Raw genomic sequence first — 22,006 nt, 5'->3', positions numbered from 1 at the left:
GCATGAAGCCACTGCCACTGGGTGTCCGCGTCGCCGCAGGCCTCGCCGTGACCGCCCTCGAACAGGCCCGCAGGCTGCCCCAGCAGCTCGCCGGACTCCCGTTGACGGTGGTCAGCGAGGCGATGCAGCTGTCCATGCGCGTGCAGCAGCATGTGACCGAACTCGCCATCAAGGGCGACGACGTCCTCTCTGGACTGCGCCCCGCGGAGGAGGAGCCGGAGTGGGCGACCTTCGACGAGGACGAGACGCCCGTCACGACTTCTCAGGAAACTCCCGCCGAAGACCCGTGGGAGGAAGAGGAACGCGCGATCGCCGAGGTGCCGGTGTTCCTGCCGTCCTACGACGAACTGTCGATCGCCCAGCTGCGCGCCCGGTTGCGCAACCTGGACGTCGAGCAGCTCGAGGAACTGCTGCGCTACGAGAAGGCGCACGAGTCCCGGCCTGAGTTCGTCGGCATGCTCAACCGCCGGATCGCGACGGTCAAAGCGCAATCGTGAGTGAAGCGAAATCCACGCCGGAGAACCCGTGGCCGGTGCGGACGGTCGCCCGCAAGCTGCTCGACTGGATCAACCGGCTCGGCGACGTGTGGGTCGAGGGCCAGGTCACGCAGCTCAACGCGCGCAGCTCCACGGCCTTCCTGACCTTGCGCGACCCGAGCGTCGACATGTCGATGTCGATCACGTGCAACGCGTCGATGGTCCGCGAGCTGCAGCTGACTGAGGGCAGCAGGGTGATCGCGCACGGGAAGATCAGCTTCTACCCGAACCGCGGCACGCTGAGCCTGCGGGCGGACGACATCCGCGCCGTCGGCGTCGGCGAGTTGCTGGCGCGCATGGAAAGGCTGCGCAAGCTGCTGCACGCGGAGGGCCTGTTCGACCCGCGCCGCAAGCGCCGCCCGCCGTTCCTGCCGGCCAAGATCGGTCTCATCACCGGGCGCGCGTCGGCGGCGGAACGCGACGTGCTCACGAACGCGCGGAACCGTTGGCCCGGCGCGCACTTCCGCGTCATCAACGTCGCCGTGCAGGGCCCGACCGCCGTCACGCAGGTGATGACCGCACTGTCCACTTTGGAACGCGACCCCGAGTGCGACGTGATCATCATCGCCCGCGGCGGCGGCAGCGTGGAGGACCTGCTGCCGTTCTCCGACGAGGCGCTGTGCCGCGCGGTGTCCCAGTGCCGCACGCCGGTCATGTCCGCGATCGGCCACGAACCGGACACCCCGCTGCTCGACCACGTCGCTGACGTGCGTTGTTCGACGCCGACCGACGCTGGCAAACGGGTGGTTCCCGATGTCGCTGAAGAGAGTGAACGCGTCCGCCAGATGCGCGATCGCGGCCGGCGCGCGCTGCACGGCTGGGTCGACCGGGAGCGCAAACTGCTCGACGCGTTGCGTTCCCGACCTGTGCTTTCGGACCCGCACGGCCCGCTGGAGCGCCGCGGAGAAGAGGTGAAACGCCTTCGCGACCAGGGACGACGAGCGGTCACGCAACGACTCGATCGGGAGGACGTCCACCTCTCGGGGACGAAAGCCCGCTTGACGACCCTCGGACCAGCCGCCACGCTGGCCCGCGGATACGCCGTTGTGCAACTCGTCACACCTGACGGTCCCAACGGCGTGTTGCGATCTGTGACGGACGCGCCGAGCGGAACACAACTGCGGGTGCGCGTCGTTGACGGGGCAGTGCACGCCACTGTGACCACCACTGCGGAAGGGGGAGGTACCGATGATGCGTGATGCCGTGTTCCTGCCCCTGACCATGGAGGCGGCCGGCGAGTGCGCGACGGGGCTGCAGACGTTGGCGGAGGCGGCGAACCGTGCCGCCGCGGAGTGCTGGACGGCGATGGTGGGCGACTGCGACACCACGGGCCGCCGCACGCTGATCCTGACGTTGCACGACCTGAGCGAGGCCACCGCCGGCACGGTGCAGTACCGGCGCGTCGCGGAGGCCGAGGCGCTCATCGACGAGGCGGTGCGAGAGGGTGACGGCGAGGAGTTCGCGGAGGCGCTGGTCGGGTACGACCTGGCCGTCGCGACCGTGCTGAGCCGTCTGAGGAGCCAATCCGCGTGAGTTCGGAAACACTGGGTTACGAAGCCGCTCGCGACGAGCTGGTGGAGGTCGTCCGCAAGCTCGAAGCCGGTGGTCTGTCGCTCGAGGACTCCCTCGCGCTGTGGGAACGCGGTGAAGCGCTCGCCAAGACTTGTGAGCAGCATCTCGCCGGTGCGCGCGAGCGAATCGATGCAGCTCTCGCTGTCGTCGAGGAGGACGTTTCGGACGCGTGATCCCGTGCAAGGATTCAGTTGCCGATCACAAAATCCGGCACGCTGAGTAATCGCATGGAGGCGCGCAATGGTGAACACCCCCGCGGAACGACGTCGCGAAGCCCCCGACCGGAACCTGGCATTGGAGCTCGTGCGCGTCACCGAGGCGGCGGCGATGGCCGCGGGCCGGTGGGTGGGACGGGGCGACAAGAACGGCGGTGACGGCGCGGCCGTCGACGCCATGCGCAAGCTCATCCACACCGTCTCGATGAGAGGCGTCGTGGTGATCGGCGAGGGCGAGAAGGACGAGGCGCCCATGCTGTTCAACGGCGAGGAAGTGGGCAACGGCGAGGGCCCCGACTGCGACGTCGCGGTCGACCCGATCGACGGCACCACGCTGATGGCCAAGGGCATGCCGAACGCGCTGGCGGTGCTGGCCGTCGCCGAGCGCGGGGCCATGTTCGACCCGTCCGCCGTGTTCTACATGGAGAAGCTCGCCGTGGGCCCGGAGGCGGCCGACGTCATCGACATCACCGCGCCGCTCGCGGAGAACATCCGCCGCGTCGCGAAGGCCAAGCACAGCGACGTCTCCGACGTGAACGTGTGCATCCTCGACCGGCCCCGGCACGAGAGCATCGTGGCGGAGGTCCGCCAGGCGGGCGCCCGCATCCACTTCATCTCCGACGGCGACGTGGCCGGTGCGATCGCGGCCGCGCGCCCCACGTCGGGCGTGGACATGCTCGTGGGCATCGGCGGCACTCCCGAGGGCATCATCGCGGCGGCGGCGCTCAAGTGCGTCGGTGGCGCCATCCAGGGCCGGTTGTGGCCCAAGGACGACGAGGAGCGCGAGAAGGCGATCGGCGCGGGCCACGACCTGTCCCGCGTGCTCACGACGAACGACCTCGTGTCGGGCGACAACGTCTTCTTCTGCGCCACCGGCGTGACCGACGGCGACCTCCTGCGCGGCGTGCACTACCGGGCGGGCGGTTGCACCACCCAGTCGATCGTCATGCGCTCCAAGTCCGGCACCGTGCGCATGATCGACGGCTTCCACAGCTTGCACAAGCTGCGCGAATACGCCTCGGTCGACTTCGACCTGCCCGAGGACGTGCAGCAGCCGCTGCCGTAGTGCCGCTGTGAATCTGTGAACCGTTAACAGAGGGTCACCCTCCGAGTGACCCTAGTGACGGAGTCACTTTCGTCCTTAGTTTCCGACCTGACCCCGGCAACCCTGCGCCGGGTTCAGGAAAGGAACTCAACGATGAGGGCACGTTCGTTGTTCTCCGCAGTCGTCGTGGCCGCGGGCGCTCTGCTCGCCACGGTCACCGCGGCTTCCGCGGCTCCGGCTCCCACCGCCGACGGCGAGGTCTCGCCGATGATCGTCGGTGGCACCAACGCCTCCCAGGTCTACCCGTTCATGGTGTCCCTGCAGAGCACCTCGGGCAGCCACTTCTGCGGCGCGTCGCTGGTCAAGGCCAACTGGGTCGTGACGGCGAAGCACTGCGTCCAGGGCTCTTCCGCGGCCTCGATCCGCACCCGGATCGGCACCACGAACCGCACCAGCGGCGGCACCACGACCGGCGCCTCGCGGATCATCCTGCACCCGTCCGCGGACCTCGCGGTGGTGCAGCTCAACACCTCGGTCAGCCAGGCCCCGATCACCATCCCGACCTCGTCGGGCGCGGTCGGCACGGCCACCCGCATCATCGGCTGGGGCCAGACCTGCCCGGTCCGCGGCGCCTGTGGTGCCCCGGTCACCCTGCAGGAGCTCAACACCTCGATCGTCGCGGACAACCGGTGCTCCGGCATCAGCGCCGCGTCGGAGATCTGCACCAACAACACCGGTGGCAACAAGGGCGCCTGCTACGGCGACTCGGGTGGCCCGCAGGTGAAGTCCGTGGGCGGTCGCTGGGAGCTCATCGGCGCGACCAGCCGCTCCGGTGGCGGCGCGAACTGCGCCCAGGCGCCGTCGATCTACGTCGACGTCGCGTACTACCGCTCGTGGGTCAGCTCGAACGTGGGCGGCCTGTAACCCGGTAACCGCATTCCGAGGGCCCGTCTCCCGATCGTCGTGGGAGGCGGGCCCTCGCCGTTGCAACCTCGGTGATCCTCCCGCCGTCTACTTCGGCAAGGGATGGACGAGCACGGGGGTGCGGGATGCGGATGCTGCTCTTGGCGGTCGCGTTGGTGTCGGTGGCGGGGTGCGCGCAGGGGGCCGTGCAGGCCGAGACTCCCCCGGCGCCACCGTCTTCGTCCTCGCCGGCGTCCTCTTCATCCGCGCCGCCTCCGCCGTCCTCGTCGTCGGAGACCCCTCCTCCGCCGCCTCCCCCGCCGGTGGTCAAGCCGACGCCGTGCACGATCACCGACGGCGCGTGCATCCAGCTCTCGACGAACCAGTCGTGGGTGGTGCGGGGCGACAAGATCGTCCACGGGCCGTCCAAGATAACGCACGGACGCCGCGGCTTCGAGACGCCGCTGGGCAACTTCCCGGTGCTGCGCAAGGTGAAGGACGAGTGGAGCCGGCCGTACAACGCGCCGATGCCGTGGTCGACGTACTTCACCGAGAGCGGCATCGCGTTCCACGAGGGTTCGCTGACCGACCCGTCGCACGGCTGCATCCACCTCGACCCGCAGGCCGCGCGGTACTACTTCGAGAACCTCTCGATTGGCGAGACCGTGCAGGTGGTCTCATGATCATCAGCCATGAGAGTCCTGGCCGTCACGGCCCTGTTCCTGCTCGGTTTCGCGGTTCCCGCGCAGGCGTCCAGCTGCTCCGTCCACAACGGAGCGTGCGTGCAGAAGCACACGAACCTGGCCTGGCTCGTCAACAACGGCGTCACGAGCTACGGCCCGGTCCGGATCAGCCACGGCAAGCCCGGCTTCGGCACGCCCGTGGGCAACTTCCCCGTGCTGCGCAAGGTGAAGAACGACTGGAGCGTCCCCTACAACGGCCCGATGCCCAACGCCGTGTACTTCACCACCGACGGCATCGCGTTCCACCAGGGCGACCTGAACTCCCAGTCGCACGGCTGCGTCCGCCTCACGTGGAACGACTCCGAGGTCTTCTTCGACAACCTCTTCCCCGGTGAGCGCGTCCAGGTACTTCCATAAAAACATGATTGAGATCACCCCTTAGTGGCTACTCCACTACAGAGGGGTGATGAGAGATGCGAGTTCTGATCGCGACGGTGCTCCTGATCCTCGGCTTCGCTGTTCCCGCACAGGCTCAGGCGGGATGCACCGTCTACAACGGAGCGTGCCTGGAAAAGGGCACCAACAAGGCGTGGCTCGTGTTCAACGGCCAGACCAGCTACGGACCGGTGACCATCAGCCACGGCAAACCGGGGTACGAGACCCCGGTCGGCACGTTCTCGGTGCTGCGCAAGGTCAAGAACGACTGGAGCGTCCCCTACAACGGCCCGATGCCGAACGCGGTGTACTTCACCACCGACGGCATCGCGTTCCACCAGGGTGACACCGCTGTGCAGTCGCACGGCTGCATCCGGATGGCCATGGACGCGTCGGTCGTGTTCTACGACAACCTGATGGTCGGCGAGCAGGTCCAGGTCCTGCCCTGACCGCTCAGCGGATGGCTGCCCACCAGCACCCGTCGTCACGTCCCATCACGCGGACGCGCCCGGCGAGGCCGGCGGGCAGCCATCCGGTGAGCCGTTCGAGTTCCTTGCCCACGACGATCAGCGCCATGTCCGGGTCGGCGGACAGGTCGTCCAGCAACACGGGCACGTCCACGGCGCTGAAGTCCACATCGGACACAGGCCGTCCGGCGGGTTCATCGTTCGCCCGCACGACCCGCCAGCCCTCGTGGCCCTCCCACGCGACCTCGTCCGCGTTCAGGTGCTCCGGCTCGGCGTGCGGCGCCACCAGCGCGATCGTCCCGCCGAACCGCCCGGCCAGCGTGCTCAGCCGCAACGGGTGCTCGAGACCCGCGGGCTCGGCCCGGGTGCGTGCGTACGGCACACCCAGCCGGCGCGCGACCCGTTCGACCGTCGCGTGCACGCCGTCCTCCAGCGCGGCCACGACCAGTTCGACGTCCCTCGACCGGTTCAGCGCCTCCGGGAGGGCGAGCTGTGCCACGGCGAACCCCGGCATCAGCCCGACTCCGGTGCTCAGCCGGTCCGGCACCGTGAGCTCGACCAGCACGTCCGAGCCCCAGCCCGACGTGGCGACCGCGGCGTCGACCCGCCGCTCGACGAGGTCGGACAGCGGCTGCCAGTACACCGCGCGCGTGGTGCGCGAGACGGGCCCCGCCCACCACGGCAGGTCCGGCGGCATGTCAGCCCAGCACACGTGGATCACGAGGCCCCCCAGGGTCTAGATCCCCATGTTACTGACCTCCGCAGGCGCCGAGCCGCCGTTGCGCTGACGCGTCCGGAGCAGTCTGTCGACCGTGGCCTCGATGCCGTCGACCCTCTTCAGCGCGGTCTCGTGGTCCGCCCCGTCGTCCTCCCTGGCGAGCGTGTAGATCACTCCCCCGGCGCTGGCGACGTGGTCGGGCACCCAGACGATGCCGCGGTCCCGCAACAGCCCGGCCACGCCGTCGTCGGTGAGCTGGTTGTTGGCGGGCCCCACGACGAGCTTGACGTCGAGGTGCTCGACGGTCTCCGGGCTCAGCACCCCGCCGACCGCCGCGGGGACCAGCACGTCGGCCCTGGTCCGGTACGCCTGGTCCGGGTCCACCCAGCCGAACTCGGCCGTCCGCCTGCTCCCGTCCACATCGGACACCGTGACGTCCGCTCCCGCGAGCCCTCGCGCGATCAGCTCCCCGACCGAGCCGAACCCGCTGATCACGACCTTCCTCCCGGTCAGGTCGCTCGTGCCGAAGGTGTGCCGTGACGCCGCTTTCAGCGCCGCCAGCACACCCCGTGCCGTGGGCCCGCTCGACGAACCCGTGCCGCCCTGCTCCTCGGGCAGGCAGTAGGCGTGCGGCGTGAGCTCCCTGAGCACCGCCATGTCGTCGGGCCCGGTGCCGACGTCCGGTCCCGCGCGGTAGGCGCCGCCGAACTCGTTGATCAGGTCGGCGTGGTCGAGCAGCACGGCGCGCCTGAGCTCCGGGGTGATCTCCCGGTCCACCACGATCACGCTCTTGGCTCCCCCGTGCGGGATCCCGGCCGCCTCGCACTTCAGCGTCATGGCCTTCGACAGCCGCAGCACGTCCGTGACGGCGTCGGTGATAGCGGCGTACTCCTTCATCCTGGTCCCGCCGACCGCCGGTCCCGCCGCGCTCGAGTGCACGGCGACCATCGTGGTCATCCCCGACCGCTTCCCCGTGCGGACGACAAGCCGTTCGTGCTCCCACATGTGCGTTCCCTCCCGAACTTCAACCGGTCTCGGGATCTGAAGTTAGGGTGATCTGCGGGTGGAGAACGACCCTGGCGAACGTTGTTCGGCAGGACGGCGTGAGGACGGGCGATGGATGAACTTGATTCGGCGATCGTGCGCGAACTGCAGCGCGATGCCCGGCAGTCGAACCGCGACATCGCCCGCAAGGTGGGCATCGCCCCGTCGACGTGCCTGGAGCGCACCCGGCTGCTGCGCGAGCGGGGCGTGATCCGGGGCTACCACGCCGACATAGCGCCGTCCGCGCTGAACCGGGGCGTGCAGGCGCTGGTGTCGTTGCAGGTCCGTCCGCTCAGCCGGGCCGTGATCGACGCCTTCAAGGCGTACGCCCACGGCCTGCCCGAGGTGACGGCGGTGTTCGTGATGGCGGGCAACGACGACTTCGTGATCCACGTGAGCGCGCAGGACAACGACCGCCTGCACGCGTTCCTGGTCGACAGGCTCAGTCACCGCAAGGAGATCGTCGGCTTCCGCACGTCGATCATCTTCCAGCACCTGGCGAAGCACGACCCGGCGCCGCTCGCCTGAGGCGCGTCAGGTGCCGTCGCTCGAATGCCCCGGGAACAGGTGGGCCGACGGGTTGAGCGCCACCGCGATGTTGTTGACCGCGGTCGCGGCCTCCCCGAACCCGGTCGCGATGAGCTTGACCTTGCCGGGGTAGTGCGCGACGTCGCCCGCCGCGTAGACCCTGTCGAGCTTCGTCTTCATCGTCGTGTCGACGAGGACCGCGCGGTGGTCGAGCTCGAGCCCCCACGACTCGATCGGCCCGAGGTCCGCGGTGAACCCGAGCGCGGCGACAACCGTCTGCGCGGGCAACGTCCGCGCGTCCCCGCCCTTGACCTTGACGTCCACTTCGGACAGCGGCTCGCCCCGCAGCGCGAGCACCTCGGCGTCGGTGATGATCTCGACACCGAGCTCCCGCACCTGCCTCACGGTGGCCGCGTGCGCACGGAAGTTGGCCCTGCGGTGCACGATCTTGACGCTCGCGGCGATCGGGTGCAGCGCCAGCGCCCAGTCGAACGCCGAGTCGCCACCGCCCACGATCACCACGTGCTGCCCGGCGTGCTCGGCCAGCACCGGCACGAAGTGCACCATGCCGCGACCCAGCCACCCGTCGCCCGCGGGCAGCGGACGCGGGTTGAACTCCCCCATGCCCGCCGTGATGAGCACGGCCCTGGCGTTGATCGAGGACCCGTCCGCCAGCCCGATCCGCAGACCGTCCTCAGTGGACTCGCAGGTGCGCGCCTGGCGGCCGAGCAGGTAGGTGGGCTTGAACTGCGCCGCCTGCTCCACCAGCCCGTTGACGAGGTCGCGTCCCCTGACCGCGGGAAAGCCGGCGACGTCGAAAATCATCTTCTCCGGATACATCGCGGTGACCTGGCCGCCCGGTTCGGGCAGGGCGTCCACTACGGCGACGTTCATCTCCCGGAAGCCTGCGTAATAAGCGGCGAACAACCCCGTGGGACCAGCTCCCACGACGAGGAGGTCGACGTCACGCTCCATGAGTGGTGCCCTTCTGCCAGTGGTGGGTGGCAGTGCTGTGATCGACCATAGAGACTCGAAGGCATGTCTGAACAGGAGTACCGCGTCGAGCACGACACGATGGGCGAGGTCCGCGTGCCGGTCGACGCATTGTGGCGCGCCCAAACACAACGCGCGGTCGAGAACTTCCCGATTTCCGGTCGAGGCCTGGAACGCGCCCAGATCAGAGCACTGGGCCTGCTCAAGGCAGCGGCGGCGCGGGTCAACGCCCAGCTCGGCGTTCTCCCCGAGGACGTGGCCTCCGCCATCGCCACCGCGGCCGACGAGGTGGCCGCCGGGAAGTGGGACGCCCACTTCCCGGTCGACGTCTTCCAGACGGGCTCCGGCACGTCCTCGAACATGAACGCCAACGAGGTCATCGCCACCCTGGCAACGCGCGCCCTGGGCCGCGACGTGCACCCGAACGACCACGTCAACGCCTCCCAGTCGTCCAACGACACCTTCCCGACGACCCTGCGCGTGGCCGCCACCGAAGCCGTCGTGACCGACGTGATCCCGTCCTTCGAACACCTCTTGGGCGTCCTGGAGTCACGCGCCGCCGAGTGGTCCGAGCTGGTCAAGTCGGGCCGCACGCACCTCATGGACGCCGTCCCGATCACCCTGGGCCAGGAGGCCGGCGCCTGGGCGTCCCAGGTCCGCTACTCGGTCGAACGCCTGCGGGCGTCGGTCCCGCGCCTGGCGGAACTGCCCATCGGCGGCACGGCCGTCGGCTCGGGCCTGAACGCCCCCGCGGAGTTCGGCGCTCGGGTGGCCGCGGAACTGGCCTCCGCCACCGACCTCCCCCTGGTCGAGGCCCGCGACCACTTCGAGGCGCAGGCCACCCAGGACGGCGTCGTCGAGATCTCGGGTCAGCTCCGTGCTTCCGCGGTGGCGTTGTTCAAGATCGCCAACGACCTCCGCTGGCTGGGCTCCGGCCCCCGCACGGGCCTCGGCGAACTGGCCCTGCCCGACCTCCAGCCCGGCTCGTCGATCATGCCGGGCAAGGTCAACCCGGTGATCTCCGAGGCCACGATGATGGTCGTGGCCCAGGTCATCGGCAACGACGCCACCGTCGCGTTCGCCGGCTCGCAGGGCAACTTCCAGCTCAACGTGATGCTGCCGGTCATCGCCCGCAACGTCCTGGAGTCCTCGCGCCTGCTGGCCGCCGTGGCCAGGCTGCTGGCGGACAAGGTGCTCGTCGGGACCGAGGCCCAGGCCGATCAGATGCGGGAGTACGCCGAGTCGTCGCCGTCGATCGTCACGCCGCTGAACCGGTACATCGGGTACGAGGAGGCAGCTTCGATCGCCAAGCAGTCGTTGAAGGAGCGCAAGACGATCCGCGAGGTGGTGCTGGAGCGCGGGCACGTGCCGTCGAAGCTCAGCGAGGAGCAGCTGGACGCGGCTCTGGACGTGCTGCACATGGCCCGCGGAGGCCGCTGAACGCCAGAGGGAGCCCTTCCACGTGGGAGGGCTCCCTCTGGACAAGCAGGCCTGATCGTCAGGAGTACATCGCGAGCCAAATCGCGATGTAGTGGCAGATCGCCGCCACCACGGTCGCAGCGTGGAAGAACTCGTGATACCCGAACACCTGCGGCCAGGGATTCGGCCACCGAGTCGCGTAGAACACCGCCCCAACGGTGTAAAGCGCCCCACCCACCAGCAACAACACCAGAGCGGCGACCCCGGCGTGGTGCAACAGCTCAGGCAGCACGAACACCGCGACCCACCCGAGGGCGATGTAAATCGGCACCCCGAGCCAACGAGGCGAGTGCGGCCAGGCGAGCTTCAGGGTCACCCCGAGCAACGCCCCGATCCACACCACCCACAGCACCGTCGACCCGGTCCCCGGATCCATCGCCAGCAGGGCGAACGGCGTGTAGGTCCCCGCGATGAACACGAAGATCATCGAGTGGTCCATGCGCTTCATCCACGTGCGCACGCGGTCGGACTTCCACGTCACGCGGTGGTAGAGCGCCGAGACCCCGAAGAGCCCCAGGACGGTCGCGCCGTAGACGGAGGTCGCCAGGGCGGCTCGCGCGGACACCGTGGACGCCGCGAGGGCGATGAGTGTCGCGCCTGTCGCCACGGAGGCGACGAAGGACCAGAGGTGCAGCCAACCACGAAGGCGCGGCCGCAACCCGGGCTGTGGAGGAATGGTCGCAGTGGTCACAGGTCCTTAGGTTACGCGACCGTAGGTTTCCGACCATGGCTCAGTGATGAACCTTGCACGGCGTACGCTGTTCGGACGTGGCACTCCGCACCCGTGTGAAAGACGTCGCTATCCACTTCTACGAGTGGATTCTCCGTCGTGAGCTGAGCGCGACACCGCAGGCTCCCAAGCACGTGGGCGTGGTCCTCGACGGCAACCGCCGGTGGGCCAGGGAGGCCGGGTTCACCGACGTGGCGCACGGGCACAGGGCCGGCGCGCGCAAGATCCTCGAGCTGCTCGACTGGTGCGGTGACGCCAAAGTGGAGGTCGTCACCCTCTGGATGCTGAGCACCGACAACCTCAACCGCGACAACGACGAGCTCGCGCCGTTGCTCGACATCATCGCGGACATCACCGACGAGCTGGCCGAGGACGGCAGGCCGTTCCGGATCCGGCACGTCGGCGCGATCGACATGCTGCCGCGCGAGCACGCCGAGCGGCTCACGAACGCCGCGGCCCGCACCCGCAACCGCACGGGCATCCAGGTCAACGTCGCCGTCGCGTACGGCGGGCGGCAGGAGATCGCGGACGCCGTGCGCAAGCTGCTGCAGGCGCACGCGGAGCGGGGCGGCACGATCGAGGAGCTGGCCGAGGTCCTCGACGTCGACCACATCGCCGAGCACCTCTACACGTCCGGGCAGCCCGACCCCGACCTGATCATCCGCACGTCCGGTGAGCAGCGGCTCTCCGGCTTCATGCTGTGGCAGTCGGCGCACTCGGAGTTCTGGTTCTGCGAGGCCTACTGGCCCGGCTTCCGGCGCACCGACTTCCTGCGGGCCATGCGCGAGTACGCGAAGCGCCACCGCCGTTACGGCAGCTGAGACGCCTGAAGGGGCGCCCACCGCGAGGTGAGCGCCCCTTCAGGCTTCAGCGGGCGAGATCAGTCGTCCCAGCCCCAGTTCCAGTCGTCACCGTCGACGATGCCGCCGGCCGCGCAGGTCTCGGTGATGGAGGGCGAGTTCACCGGAACCGCCGCGCCGAGGACGCCGACGTTGTTGCCGCACACGCCGGCCGTCACGTTCACGTTGTTGGAGTTGCCGGCCACGAGCAGCGGGGCGTTGTTCCAGTGGTAGCCGGGGTCGGCCATCGCCGGCGAACCAACGACAAGGAAGGCGGCAGCAACAGCGAGGGCTGCGCCAGTCTGCTTCAGCACGATTTTCTCCTCATGAAGGTTTAATTCGAGTAAAACGATCTGGGGACGCCAAGAATGACGTCCCCAGACGCAGAACGAAGAGGGAAGATCAGCCCTCGTCGACGATGCCGCCGGACGCGCAGGTGCCGGTGATCGACGGGGAGTTGATCGGCACGGCAGCGCCCAGGACGCCGACGTTGTTGCCGCAGGCGCCGACGGTGCCGTTGACGTTGTTGCCGTTCAGGAGGACCAGCAGCGGGCCGTTGGACCAGTGGTGTCCACCGTGGCCGTGGTGGCCGTGACCCTCGCCCGCCATGGCGGCCGGGGCGAACGCGAGCGACAGCGCGGCAGCGGCGGCAACCACGGCACAAGCCTTCTTCATGTGATTCTCCTTCATGTCGGGTTATCCCCGTCATTTCCGGAGTCTTCGGGGATCTCCGGACCGGTGGGGTATCCGTGCGGAAACGCTATAGGCATTCCGCGCAATCGGCCGTCCGTGTGACACCATTGTGTGACGGCAAGATCAACAACATTCCCCGATCAGGTGGTCGTGCATTCGCGATTCGGTCGCGAGCAAGCCCCTGTGGTAGACGGCCTAAGCTCTCCGAATCATGGACGCTGACGAGCTGGTTCGCGGATATCTGGTGCTCGGGCTGCGGCTCGGGCGCCTGGTGTCCGGGTTCGTCGACTCGTTCACCGGCGACCCGGCGCTGAGCCGGGCAGTCGACAACGAACCGCGCCTGCACCCCAGGGCGATGCGCGACCAGGCCCGGTTGCTGCTCAGGGAGCTTCCGGGCACCGACCTCGCCGACCAGCGCAAGCAGTTCCTCGACGCGCACCTCAGGGCGTTGGAGTGCACCGCGCGCAAGCTCGGCGGCGAGCGCGTCTCGTTCGTGGACGAGGTCCAGCAGTACTTCCAGGTCCGCGTCCGCCCCGGCGACGAGGACTCGTACGCGCAGGCCCACCGCAAGCTCGACGCGGTCCTCGGAGGACCGGGGTCACTCGCCGACCGCCTCACGGCCTTCCGCACGGCCGACGAGGTGCCCGCGCGCAGGCTCCAGGGCGCCGTGCAGGCCATCTCCAGCGCGCTGAGGGACCGGGTGCGCCAGAAGTACGAGCTGCCCGAGCAGGAGATCGTCGAGTACCAGGTCGTCACCAACAAGCCGTGGAGCGGCTTCAACTACTACCTGGGCGGCTACCGGTCCCGCGTCGCGATCAACGCCGACCTCGGCCACCGCATGTCGAACCTGCCGCACCTCGTCGCGCACGAGTCCTACCCCGGCCACCACACCGAGCACTGCCGCAAGGACGCGGGCCTGGTCGCCAAGCGCGGCCACGCGGAGCAGTCGATCTTCCTGATCAACACGCCGCAGTGCCTGATGGCCGAGGGCATGGCGGACCTGGGCCTGCACGCCGCCGTCGGGCCGGGCTGGGGGCCGTGGACGGAAGGGATCTTCCGCGACCTGGGGTTGCGAATGGACGGCGAACTGTCCGAAAAGGTCGAGGCGGCGGCATCGGGCCTGCTCACGGTGCGGCAGGACGCCGCTCTGCTGCTACACGATCGTGGCGCGGATCAGGATGACGTCGTTGCGCATCTGCGCAGGTGGCTGCTAGTCCCCGACCGCCGCGCACGGCAGATGGTGCGCTTTCTGGCCGATCCGCTGTGGCGCGCGTACACCACGACTTACGTCGAGGGAGTGCGTCTCGTGCGGGCCTGGCTCGACGTCCGCGCGCCCGGTGAAACGCTCGACTCCCGCTATCTGAGACTTCTCGACGAGCCCCTCACCCCGAAATCACTCGAATCCCAGGTGAGGGACGGCCTCTCGTGGCTGGCGCGCACCGCTCACGAGAACACCATCTGACCTGCTGGAACACGGATGCGGTCACGTTTCGGGTTGTTGTCCGGAAGATGACAAATTCGGATTCACCTGTGTGGCTTCGTGCAGATGGGGCACTTCCACAGGTAACTTCGAAAGCGGCGGGACGCGACCACTGCGGACCGCGCAGGGAGGCTCTGATCGTGGCAGAAAAAGTCGCGAGGGGGCCGGCACCCGGCCCTCGTGGTCGACCTGCCTGACGCCACACCGGCGGAAGGCGAGACGACCGATCAGGGTGGTGCCTGGCCCAGCGAGGAGCGGACGCGGGTGCCGCGTTCGTGAGGGAGTTGCCGTGAACGCACGACGTCCCGCGAGCCGTTCCTCAGGCTCATCGCGCAGTTCTTCCTCCCGGCGCAAGTCCGCCGCACCGGCCATCACGACATACGTGCTGGACACGTCGGTACTGCTGTCCGATCCCCTCGCCCCCACCAGGTTCGCGGAGCACGAGGTCGTGCTCCCGCTCGTGGTGATCAGCGAGCTGGAGGGCAAGCGCCACCACCCCGAACTGGGCTGGTTCGCGAGGGAAGCCCTGCGCCTCCTCGACGACCTGCGCTTGCGGCATGGTCGCCTCGATTCGCCGGTCCCCATCGGGGATCTGGGAGGCACCTTGCACGTCGAGCTCAACCACTCCGACCAGGAGGTGTTGCCATCAGGTTTCCGAACGGACTCCAACGACGCCCGAATCCTCGCGTGCTCCCTCAACCTCGCTGCTGAGGGGCGCAACGTCACCCTGGTGACGAAGGACATGCCGCTGCGGGTCAAGGCCGGATCGGTCGGCCTGCCGGCGGAGGAGTACCGGGCGCACGACGTCACCCTGTCAGGCTGGACGGGAATGTCCGACATGGACGTTCCGCAGTCCCTCGTGGACGGCCTGTTCAAGGAGAACGTCGTCGACCCCACCCAGTACGAGGACCTGGAGCACCTCGCGGAACTGCCCTGCCACACCGGGATCCGGTTGCTGTCGGGCACGTCGAGCGCTCTGGGCCGGGTGACCGCGGACAAGCAGATCAAGCTGGTGCGCGGAGATCGGGAGGCGTTCGGACTGCACGGGAGGTCCGCCGAACAGCGGGTCGCCCTGGACCTGTTGCTGGACTCCGACGTCGGCATCGTCTCGCTGGGCGGACGTGCGGGCACCGGCAAGTCGGCACTGGCGCTGTGCGCCGGTCTCGAAGCCGTGATGGAGCGCAGGCAGCACCGCAAGGTCGTGGTCTTCCGGCCGTTGTACGCGGTCGGCGGCCAGGAGCTCGGCTACCTGCCGGGCAGTGAGAACGAGAAGATGGGGCCGTGGGCGCAGGCGGTGTTCGACACCCTCGGCGCGCTGGTGAGCCAGGCGGTGGTGGAAGAGGTGATGGACCGCGGGATGCTCGAGGTCCTGCCCCTCACCCACATCCGCGGCCGCTCGCTGCACGACTCCTTCGTGATCGTCGACGAGGCGCAGTCGTTGGAGCGCAACGTGTTGCTGACCGTGCTGTCGCGTCTGGGCAGCAACTCGCGGGTGGTGCTGACGCACGACGTGGCGCAGCGCGACAACCTGCGGGTCGGCCGGCACGACGGCGTGGCGGCGGTGATCGAGAAGCTGAAGGGCCACCCGCTCTTCGCCCACATCACGCTGACGCGCTCGGAGCGTTCGCCGATCGCGGCCCTCGTCACCGAGATGCTGGAGGAGGACTACGCCTCCTAGTGTCGTGACACGGAAAAGCGGCCCCGCGCTTCGTCGCGCGGGGCCGCTCTTCGTTGGCGGGTCTAGTCCAGGGCCCGTTTCATGAAGCCCCGCAGACCGAGGCCGCCGAAGCCCGCGATCGCGACGACGAGCACGAGCAGCACGATCGGCAACGGGATGTGCGGCACGTCCGGCACGAGCTCGGCGCGCATGCCCTCGCTCACGTACGTCAGCGGGTTGAGCGCGCAGACCACCTTGAACCACAGCAGGTCGTCGCTGAGCGACCGCCACGGGAACTGGGCGGAACCCGTGAACAGGATCGGGGTGAGGATCACCGCGAACATCACGTTGACCCGGCGCGCGGGCACGGACGTGCCGATGACCAGTCCGACGCTGCCGCCGGCGAGACATCCGAGCACGATCACCAGCAGCGCGCCCGGAACGCCCTCCCACGCCCAGGAGATGTCGAGCATCACGAACCCGACGGGCACCATCAGCACGGCCGCGAAGAAGCCGCGGATCGCGCCGAACACGATCTTCTCCACCGCGACGAGCGGGATGGAGATCGGCGCGAGCAGCCGGTCCTCGATCTCCCGCGTCCACGAGAAGTCGAGCACCAGCGGCAGCGTCGTGTTCTGCAACGCGCCCAGGAACCCGTTCATCGCGATGATGCCCGGTAACAGCACCTGCGCGAAGTCGCCCTGCACGTACCCGATGTCCCCCAGCACCTTCGCGAAGATGAAGAGGATGAAGAACGGCTGGATGATCACCTGCGCGAGGAAGCTCGGCAGCTCGCGGCCCGTGACGAAGACGTCGCGCCACAGGATCGCCTGGAAGGTCCTGAGTTGGCTCACCGGAGCTCCCTGCCCGTCAGGTGGATGAAGACGTCCTCCAGGCTGGGCTTGCCGATCGCGACGTCGCTGACCGTGACGTCGAGGTCCCGCAGGGCGTTGAGCACGGCCGGCAGCGTGAGCGCGGTGTCGGCGTCGGTGTAGACGCGGAACATGTTCCCGACCTCCTCGACGCGCTGGGCTCCGTCCACTTCGGACAGCACCTGGACGATCTTGGCGGAGTCGTGGCCGTTCGGGCTCACCGAGACGCTGACCGTGTCGCTGCCGGGCAGGTTCTTCGTGAGCTCGTCCGGGGTGTCGAGCGTGAGCAGCTTGCCGTGGTCGACGATGCCGACGCGGTCGCAGAGCTTGGTGGCCTCGTCCATGTCGTGCGTGGTGAGCACGACCGTGACGCCGTCCGCGTGCAGTGCGGCGACGCGCTCGTGGACGAAGAGCCTGGCCTGCGGGTCGAGCCCGGTGCTCGGTTCGTCGAGGAACAGGACCTTCGGCCGGTGCATCAGCGCGCGGGCGATCATCAACCGCTGCGCCTGCCCGCCGGACAACGTGTCGACGAGCGCGTTCTGGTGGTCCTTGAGACCCATCCGCTCGATGATGTCGTCGGCGAGCCGCTGGCGTTCCTTCGGCCCGATGCCGTGGTAGGCCGCGTGGAACAGCAGGTTCTGCCGCGCGTTGAGCGACCGGTCGAGGTTGTTGCGCTGCGGCACGACGGCGAGCAGCTGCCGTGCGCGCTTGGAGTCGGCCACCACGTCGACGCCCTCCACGAGCGCCTGCCCCGAGGTGGGGCGGACGCGCGTGGTGAGGACACCGACCGTGGTCGTCTTGCCCGCGCCGTTCGGCCCGAGCAGTCCGAAGACCTCGCCGCGGCGGACGTCGAAGCTCAATCCGTCCACCGCTGGCTTTTGTCCCGTTTTATAGACTTTGCGGAGATCTCTTACCGAGACCGCTTCGTCCACTTCTCACCATCCCCCTGGCAACGGCCTTCCTTCCGCGAAACCGGCGGCGGACTGGATGCCGAGCACAGCCTTGTCGTGGAATTCCTCCAGCGAGTTCGCACCGGCATACGTGCAGGCCGAGCGAACGCCGGACGCTATCGCATCGAGCAGGTCCTCCACGCTCGGACGCACCGGGTCCAACCGCATCTTCGACGTGGAGATGCCTTCTTCGAACAGGCCCTTCTTGGCCCGCTCGAACGCGTTGTCCCCTCGCGTCCGCGCCGTCACGGCACGCTTCGACGCCATTCCGAAGGATTCTTTGTAGAGGTTCCCGCGTTCGTCCCGCTGCAGATCGCCGGGCGACTCGTAGGTGCCCGCGAACCAGCTGCCGACCATCACGCTGCTGGCGCCGGCCGCGAGGGCGAGAGCCACGTCGCGTGGATGCCGCACGCCACCATCGGCCCACACGTGCTTGCCGAGCTTGCGGGCCTCCGCGGAGCACTCGGCCACAGCGGAGAACTGCGGCCGCCCGACACCGGTCTGCATGCGCGTCGTGCACATCGCGCCGGGCCCGACACCGACCTTGATGATGTCCGCGCCGGCCTCGACCAGGTCGCGCACGCCCTCCGCGGTCACGACGTTGCCCGCCGCCACCGGCACACCGGGGTTCGCGTCCTTCACGGCCCTGAGCGCCGCGAGCATCTTCTCCTGGTGGCCGTGCGCGGTGTCGACGACCAGCACGTCCACCCCGGCCTTGACCAGCGCCTCGGCCTTGGCCCTGACGTCCCCGTTGACCCCGACCGCCGCCGCGACCCGCAACTTGCCGTCGTCGTCCGTGGCCGGCTTGTAGACCTCGGCCCGCAGCGCCGTGAGCTCGGTCAGCACGCCCCTGAGCCGGTGCGCCTCGTCCACGCCCAACGCGACCTTGTGCGCGCTGTGGTGCAGCTCGTCGAACACGTCCTGGGGCCGCGAGTCGAGCGACAGCTTCAGCACGTCGGTGTTCATGACGTCCCCGAGCCGCGCGAACCGGTCGACGCCGGTGAGCGCCGCCTCGTCGACGACCCCGAGGGGCCGCCCACCGTCGTCGACCACGACAACGGCCCCGTGCGCCCGCTTGTGCAGCAGGTTCCACGCGTCCGCCACCGCGTCACCCGTGGTGAGCGTCAACGGCGTGTCCCACACGGGATGCCGCTCCTTGACCCACGCGATGATCTCCGCGACGGCCTCGGTGGGCACGTCCTGCGGGATGACGACGAGCCCGCCGCGCCGCGCGATGGTCTCGGCCATCCTGCGTCCGGCGACGGCCGTCATGTTCGCGACGACGATCGGGATCGTGGCCCCGGTGGCGTCCGAAGTGGAGAGGTCGACGCCGAACCGGGACTCCACGGCACTGCGGCCGGGAACGAGGAACACGTCGTCGTAGGTCAGGTCGTAAGAGGGTCGATGCCCTTCGATGAACCGCACGTGCTTCCACGATACCCGCAGCGTCTCAGCTGGGCATGCGGCTCGGGTTCCAGGCGTACCCCGTCGTCGTCGTGACCGCGACGAACCCGAGCCGCTCCAGGATCGGCCTGCTGTCCTCGGTGGCGTCGACCTGGAGGTACTTGACGCCGCGTTCGACGGCCAGCCGGGCCCGGTACGCCACGAGAGCGCGGTAGATGCCCTTGCCGCGCCACTCGGGCAGCGTGCCGCCGCCCCACAGGCCCGCGAACTCGGTGCCGGGCACGATCTCGATGCGCGAGGACGACACGATCGTGCTGCCGGCCTCCGCGAGCACCGCGACGACGTTCGGGTCGTCCTTCTTGTCGAGCAGGCGGTCCACCAGCCAGTCGTGGCCGCGGCCGAACACCGTCGTGGCGGTGAGAGCGAGCCGGTGCACGTCCGCCACGCCGTCGGCCTCCCGGATCACGACGCCGTCGACCTCGCCCTGCGCCGCCATCTCCTCGGCCAGGCCGATCAGCACGGTCTCGCGGCCCTCCGACTCGAACCCGGCCGCCACCAGCCGTTCGGGCAGGTCGGCAGGGGTGTCGTGGCTCCAGGTCTTCCACTCGACACCTTGGCCGCGGGCCTCGAAGAAGTCGCGTTGCCGGGCGATGAGCGCGTCCAGCTCGGAGCCGGTGACACCGAGGTCGGGCGGACCGCCGACGAAACCCCGCCGGCGCGGCCAGTGCACCCGGAACACCGGGCCGTCCTGGTGCACCTCGGCTCCGGGGTCGAGGATCGTCCACTCGGCCGGGCGGGCTTGGGCGTCGAAGGCGCTGAGCAGCGCGGAGGCGTCGGTCACTGGCCTCACGCTATTGCGGGGTCACGACCGGCCGCACGCGATTTTCGCCGCTGAGCACGGTCCGTGCCCCGATCGCGCACGCCCGGCTCCCTCCGGCGGTCAGGCCGGGGGATTATGTTGTGCGGTGGGCAGGAGTGCCCTCACCTCCTCGATCGTGGTCGCTTCGGACGGGTCCTTGTCCGGGCGGTAGCGCACGACGCGGGCGAACCGCAGTGCGACGCCACCGGGGTAGCGCGGCGAGACCTGCACGCCGTCGAGCTCGATCTCGATCACCAGCTCCGGGCGGACCACGACGACCCACTCGCTCTGTTCAGTGGCGATGGCCTGCAGGGCATCGGTCTGCCACTTGAGCAGCTCGTCGGTGAGGCCCTTGAAGGTCTTGCCGACCATCACGGGCGGGCCTCCGTCGGGGTCGCGGGCGCCCAGGTGCAGGTTCGACAGCCAGCCGCGGCGGCGGCCGCTGCCCCATTCGACGCCGAGCACGACCAGGTCGAGCGTGTGCACCGGCTTCACCTTCTGCCAGGCGCGGCCGCGGCGGCCCGCCGCGTAGGGCGAGGCCAGCGACTTCACCATCACGCCCTCGTGGCCCGCGGACAGCGCCGCCGTCACGACGCCCGCCGCCTCCTCCGGCGACGGGTCCAGTACACCGGGGATGACGTGCTCGCCCGCCACCTGCCGCAGCGCGGCGAGGCGGTCGCGCAACGGCTCGTCGAGCAGGTCCTTGCCGTCGAGGTGCAGGCAGTCGAAGAAGTACGGGTGCAGCAGCAGCTCGCGTTCGTCCTGCGCGCCGAACCGGCTCATCGTCTCCTGGAACGGGCGGGGCCTGCCCTCGTCGGTCAGCGCCAGCGTCTCGCCGTCGAGCACCACGGACGTGCACGGCAGGCCGCGCACCAGCTCGACGAGCTCCGGCACCGTCTTGGTGATCTCGCGCAACGTGCGCGTGTAGACGTGGACCTCGTCGTCGGAGCGGTGCACCTGGATGCGCGCGCCGTCGAGCTTGTGCTCCACCACGCAGCTGCCGAGCTCGGTCAGCGCCTCGTCCAGCGACTCCGCCGGTGAGGCCAGCATGGGCCGCAGGGGCCGTCCGACCTCCAGCCGGAACGCCTCCAGCGCCTCCGCGCCGCCGTCGAGCGCGGTCACCGCCGTCTCCGGTAAGCGGCCGGAGAGCATGAACGCGCGCCGCACCGTCTCGCCCGGCACGTCCGCGGCGGAGGCGATGGCGTCCAGCATGACGCCCTCCAGGGCACCCTGGCGGAGCTCACCGGTGAGCAACCGGCGCAGGAAGTCCTGCTCCGCCTCGGTCGAGCGCTCGAACAGCGCCGTCAGCAGGGCGACCCGGCGCTGCGCCGAGCCCTTGCCGGACGTCGTGGCCACCTCGGCGAGCGCGGCGTCGACCTCGGCGATCGTCAGCTCGGCGTGGGCGGCGGGCGGCACGGCCAGGTCGAGGACCGTGCGCCAGCCGGTGCCGATGCGACCCTGCCGCGGCGTGCCTATGAGGAACGACACCACCGCGACCACCACATCCGCCGTCGCCGAGCGCAGCAACGCGGACAACGCCTTGACCTTGGCCAGGCGCGACCGGGTCGCCGCGACGGCGGCTGACGTGTCGACCAGTTCGGAAAGGAGCACGTGTTCATGGTGCACCCGAGCACTGACAATTTCTTGAGGAGCGGGTTAGGCTGCCCCCGCCAACCGTTCTACCTGGGGGTTTACCGAACCATGAACGCATTCAAGATCGTCGCGGCCTCCCTGCTGCTCGCCGCCGTCGCGGTGACGGCGGCGAACGGCGCCGGGGCCGGAACCGACCGCGAGCACATCCTGGGCGAGCCCGTCCTGGGCGCCGCCCGCGAGCACATCCTCTAGCTTGAGTTTTAACCTGTTCGGCGGGGTCGCGGGTTGCTGGATCTGGTCTCTTTGCCGTG

The 22,006-nt window shown here is 69.3% G+C and carries 26 protein-coding genes; 15 read left to right on the top strand and 11 right to left on the bottom strand.

Annotated features, from left to right (window positions below; translation table 11 throughout):
- Positions 1–2: 2 nt before the first annotated feature.
- The 9 genes from IE307_RS44015 to IE307_RS43975 all read left to right on the top strand — a co-directional run bounded on the left by IE307_RS44015 (position 3) and on the right by IE307_RS43975 (position 5,838).
- Positions 3–497 carry a lipid droplet-associated protein gene (locus tag IE307_RS44015; RefSeq protein WP_191305457.1) on the top strand — a complete coding sequence of 165 codons (495 nt, stop codon included), beginning with the start codon at positions 3–5 and terminating at the stop codon, positions 495–497.
- Positions 494–1,735, top strand: a complete 1,242-nt coding sequence (gene xseA, locus IE307_RS44010) for an exodeoxyribonuclease VII large subunit (protein WP_191305456.1) — start codon at positions 494–496, stop codon at positions 1,733–1,735. Before IE307_RS44015 ends, xseA begins: the two co-directional genes overlap by 4 nt.
- Positions 1,728–2,069, top strand: coding sequence for a sugar ABC transporter substrate-binding protein (locus IE307_RS44005; protein ID WP_229905625.1), 342 nt, complete (start codon positions 1,728–1,730; stop codon positions 2,067–2,069). Before xseA ends, IE307_RS44005 begins: the two co-directional genes overlap by 8 nt.
- Positions 2,066–2,281 carry an exodeoxyribonuclease VII small subunit gene (locus IE307_RS44000; RefSeq protein ID WP_090099824.1) on the top strand — a complete coding sequence of 72 codons (216 nt, stop codon included), beginning with the start codon at positions 2,066–2,068 and terminating at the stop codon, positions 2,279–2,281. Before IE307_RS44005 ends, IE307_RS44000 begins: the two co-directional genes overlap by 4 nt.
- 67 nt (positions 2,282–2,348) lie before the next feature.
- Entirely contained in the window at positions 2,349–3,389 is a 1,041-nt protein-coding gene (gene glpX, locus IE307_RS43995; RefSeq protein WP_191305455.1) for a class II fructose-bisphosphatase, read from the top strand.
- A gap of 132 nt (positions 3,390–3,521) precedes the next feature.
- Positions 3,522–4,292, top strand: coding sequence for a S1 family peptidase (locus tag IE307_RS43990; RefSeq protein ID WP_191305454.1), 771 nt, complete (start codon positions 3,522–3,524; stop codon positions 4,290–4,292).
- A gap of 131 nt (positions 4,293–4,423) precedes the next feature.
- Positions 4,424–4,954 (top strand): L,D-transpeptidase, encoded by a 531-nt coding sequence (locus IE307_RS43985; protein ID WP_191305453.1) that lies wholly within the window; start codon positions 4,424–4,426, stop codon positions 4,952–4,954.
- 9 nt (positions 4,955–4,963) lie between these two features.
- Positions 4,964–5,371 carry a L,D-transpeptidase gene (locus IE307_RS43980; RefSeq protein WP_191305452.1) on the top strand — a complete coding sequence of 136 codons (408 nt, stop codon included), beginning with the start codon at positions 4,964–4,966 and terminating at the stop codon, positions 5,369–5,371.
- A gap of 56 nt (positions 5,372–5,427) precedes the next feature.
- Positions 5,428–5,838: a L,D-transpeptidase gene (locus tag IE307_RS43975; protein WP_191305451.1), complete on the top strand. Its 411-nt coding sequence runs from the start codon at positions 5,428–5,430 to the stop codon at positions 5,836–5,838.
- Positions 5,839–5,842: 4 nt separating this feature from the next.
- On the opposite strand, the gene IE307_RS43970 is transcribed toward IE307_RS43975, so the two are convergent.
- Positions 5,843–6,577: a hypothetical protein gene (locus tag IE307_RS43970; RefSeq protein WP_191305450.1), complete on the bottom strand. Its 735-nt coding sequence runs from the start codon at positions 6,575–6,577 to the stop codon at positions 5,843–5,845.
- Between the two features lie 15 nt (positions 6,578–6,592).
- Positions 6,593–7,579 (bottom strand): Glu/Leu/Phe/Val dehydrogenase dimerization domain-containing protein, encoded by a 987-nt coding sequence (locus tag IE307_RS43965; RefSeq protein WP_191305449.1) that lies wholly within the window; start codon positions 7,577–7,579, stop codon positions 6,593–6,595.
- Positions 7,580–7,690: 111 nt separating this feature from the next.
- On the opposite strand from IE307_RS43965, the gene IE307_RS43960 reads away from it, so the two are divergent.
- The gene (locus IE307_RS43960) at positions 7,691–8,146 is read left to right on the top strand and encodes an Lrp/AsnC family transcriptional regulator (RefSeq protein ID WP_191305448.1); all 456 of its coding nucleotides are present in this window, start codon (positions 7,691–7,693) and stop codon (positions 8,144–8,146) included.
- 6 nt (positions 8,147–8,152) lie between these two features.
- On the opposite strand, the gene IE307_RS43955 is transcribed toward IE307_RS43960, so the two are convergent.
- Positions 8,153–9,121 carry an NAD(P)/FAD-dependent oxidoreductase gene (locus tag IE307_RS43955; protein ID WP_191305447.1) on the bottom strand — a complete coding sequence of 323 codons (969 nt, stop codon included), beginning with the start codon at positions 9,119–9,121 and terminating at the stop codon, positions 8,153–8,155.
- Positions 9,122–9,184: 63 nt separating this feature from the next.
- On the opposite strand from IE307_RS43955, the gene IE307_RS43950 reads away from it, so the two are divergent.
- Entirely contained in the window at positions 9,185–10,579 is a 1,395-nt protein-coding gene (locus tag IE307_RS43950) for a class II fumarate hydratase (protein ID WP_191305446.1), read from the top strand.
- A 58-nt stretch (positions 10,580–10,637) separates the two neighbouring features.
- Here the strand turns inward: IE307_RS43950 and trhA are convergent, their stop codons facing one another.
- Entirely contained in the window at positions 10,638–11,309 is a 672-nt protein-coding gene (gene trhA, locus IE307_RS43945) for a PAQR family membrane homeostasis protein TrhA (RefSeq protein ID WP_191305445.1), read from the bottom strand.
- 77 nt (positions 11,310–11,386) lie between these two features.
- Here trhA and IE307_RS43940 point away from each other — a divergent pair, with 77 nt between their 5' ends.
- Positions 11,387–12,169: an isoprenyl transferase gene (locus tag IE307_RS43940; RefSeq protein WP_191305444.1), complete on the top strand. Its 783-nt coding sequence runs from the start codon at positions 11,387–11,389 to the stop codon at positions 12,167–12,169.
- A gap of 59 nt (positions 12,170–12,228) precedes the next feature.
- Here the strand turns inward: IE307_RS43940 and IE307_RS43935 are convergent, their stop codons facing one another.
- Both IE307_RS43935 and IE307_RS43930 read right to left on the bottom strand, forming a co-directional pair.
- A complete protein-coding gene (locus IE307_RS43935; RefSeq protein WP_191305443.1) occupies positions 12,229–12,501 on the bottom strand; it encodes a hypothetical protein in 273 nt (90 codons plus the stop codon).
- An 88-nt stretch (positions 12,502–12,589) separates the two neighbouring features.
- On the bottom strand, positions 12,590–12,862 hold the full coding sequence (locus tag IE307_RS43930) for a hypothetical protein (protein ID WP_191305442.1): 273 nt from the start codon (positions 12,860–12,862) through the stop codon (positions 12,590–12,592).
- 229 nt (positions 12,863–13,091) lie between these two features.
- Between IE307_RS43930 and IE307_RS43925 the strand changes: the two genes are divergently transcribed.
- Both IE307_RS43925 and phoH2 read left to right on the top strand, forming a co-directional pair.
- Positions 13,092–14,342, top strand: coding sequence for a DUF885 domain-containing protein (locus IE307_RS43925; RefSeq protein ID WP_191305441.1), 1,251 nt, complete (start codon positions 13,092–13,094; stop codon positions 14,340–14,342).
- 400 nt (positions 14,343–14,742) lie between these two features.
- Entirely contained in the window at positions 14,743–16,038 is a 1,296-nt protein-coding gene (gene phoH2 / locus IE307_RS43920; protein ID WP_373306092.1) for an RNA 5'-3' helicase PhoH2, read from the top strand.
- A 62-nt stretch (positions 16,039–16,100) separates the two neighbouring features.
- On the opposite strand, the gene IE307_RS43915 is transcribed toward phoH2, so the two are convergent.
- The 5 genes from IE307_RS43915 to IE307_RS43895 all read right to left on the bottom strand — a co-directional run bounded on the left by IE307_RS43915 (position 16,101) and on the right by IE307_RS43895 (position 21,713).
- Positions 16,101–16,871, bottom strand: coding sequence for an ABC transporter permease (locus tag IE307_RS43915; RefSeq protein WP_191305439.1), 771 nt, complete (start codon positions 16,869–16,871; stop codon positions 16,101–16,103).
- Positions 16,868–17,821: an ABC transporter ATP-binding protein gene (locus IE307_RS43910; RefSeq protein ID WP_191305438.1), complete on the bottom strand. Its 954-nt coding sequence runs from the start codon at positions 17,819–17,821 to the stop codon at positions 16,868–16,870. The genes IE307_RS43915 and IE307_RS43910 overlap by 4 nt, the downstream gene beginning before the upstream one ends.
- A 3-nt stretch (positions 17,822–17,824) precedes the next feature.
- Positions 17,825–19,264, bottom strand: a complete 1,440-nt coding sequence (locus IE307_RS43905; protein ID WP_191305437.1) for a GuaB1 family IMP dehydrogenase-related protein — start codon at positions 19,262–19,264, stop codon at positions 17,825–17,827.
- Positions 19,265–19,289: 25 nt separating this feature from the next.
- The gene (locus IE307_RS43900) at positions 19,290–20,084 is read right to left on the bottom strand and encodes a GNAT family N-acetyltransferase (protein ID WP_191305436.1); all 795 of its coding nucleotides are present in this window, start codon (positions 20,082–20,084) and stop codon (positions 19,290–19,292) included.
- A 99-nt stretch (positions 20,085–20,183) separates the two neighbouring features.
- On the bottom strand, positions 20,184–21,713 hold the full coding sequence (locus IE307_RS43895; protein ID WP_191305435.1) for an ATP-dependent DNA ligase: 1,530 nt from the start codon (positions 21,711–21,713) through the stop codon (positions 20,184–20,186).
- Between the two features lie 90 nt (positions 21,714–21,803).
- Between IE307_RS43895 and IE307_RS43890 the strand changes: the two genes are divergently transcribed.
- Positions 21,804–21,947 (top strand): hypothetical protein, encoded by a 144-nt coding sequence (locus IE307_RS43890; RefSeq protein WP_191305434.1) that lies wholly within the window; start codon positions 21,804–21,806, stop codon positions 21,945–21,947.
- The last annotated feature ends 59 nt before the right edge of the window (positions 21,948–22,006 follow it).

Source organism: Lentzea cavernae (genome assembly GCF_014653695.1).
Taxonomy (GTDB): domain Bacteria; phylum Actinomycetota; class Actinomycetes; order Mycobacteriales; family Pseudonocardiaceae; genus Lentzea; species Lentzea cavernae.
This window is presented reverse-complemented; position numbering and strand designations above follow the sequence as displayed.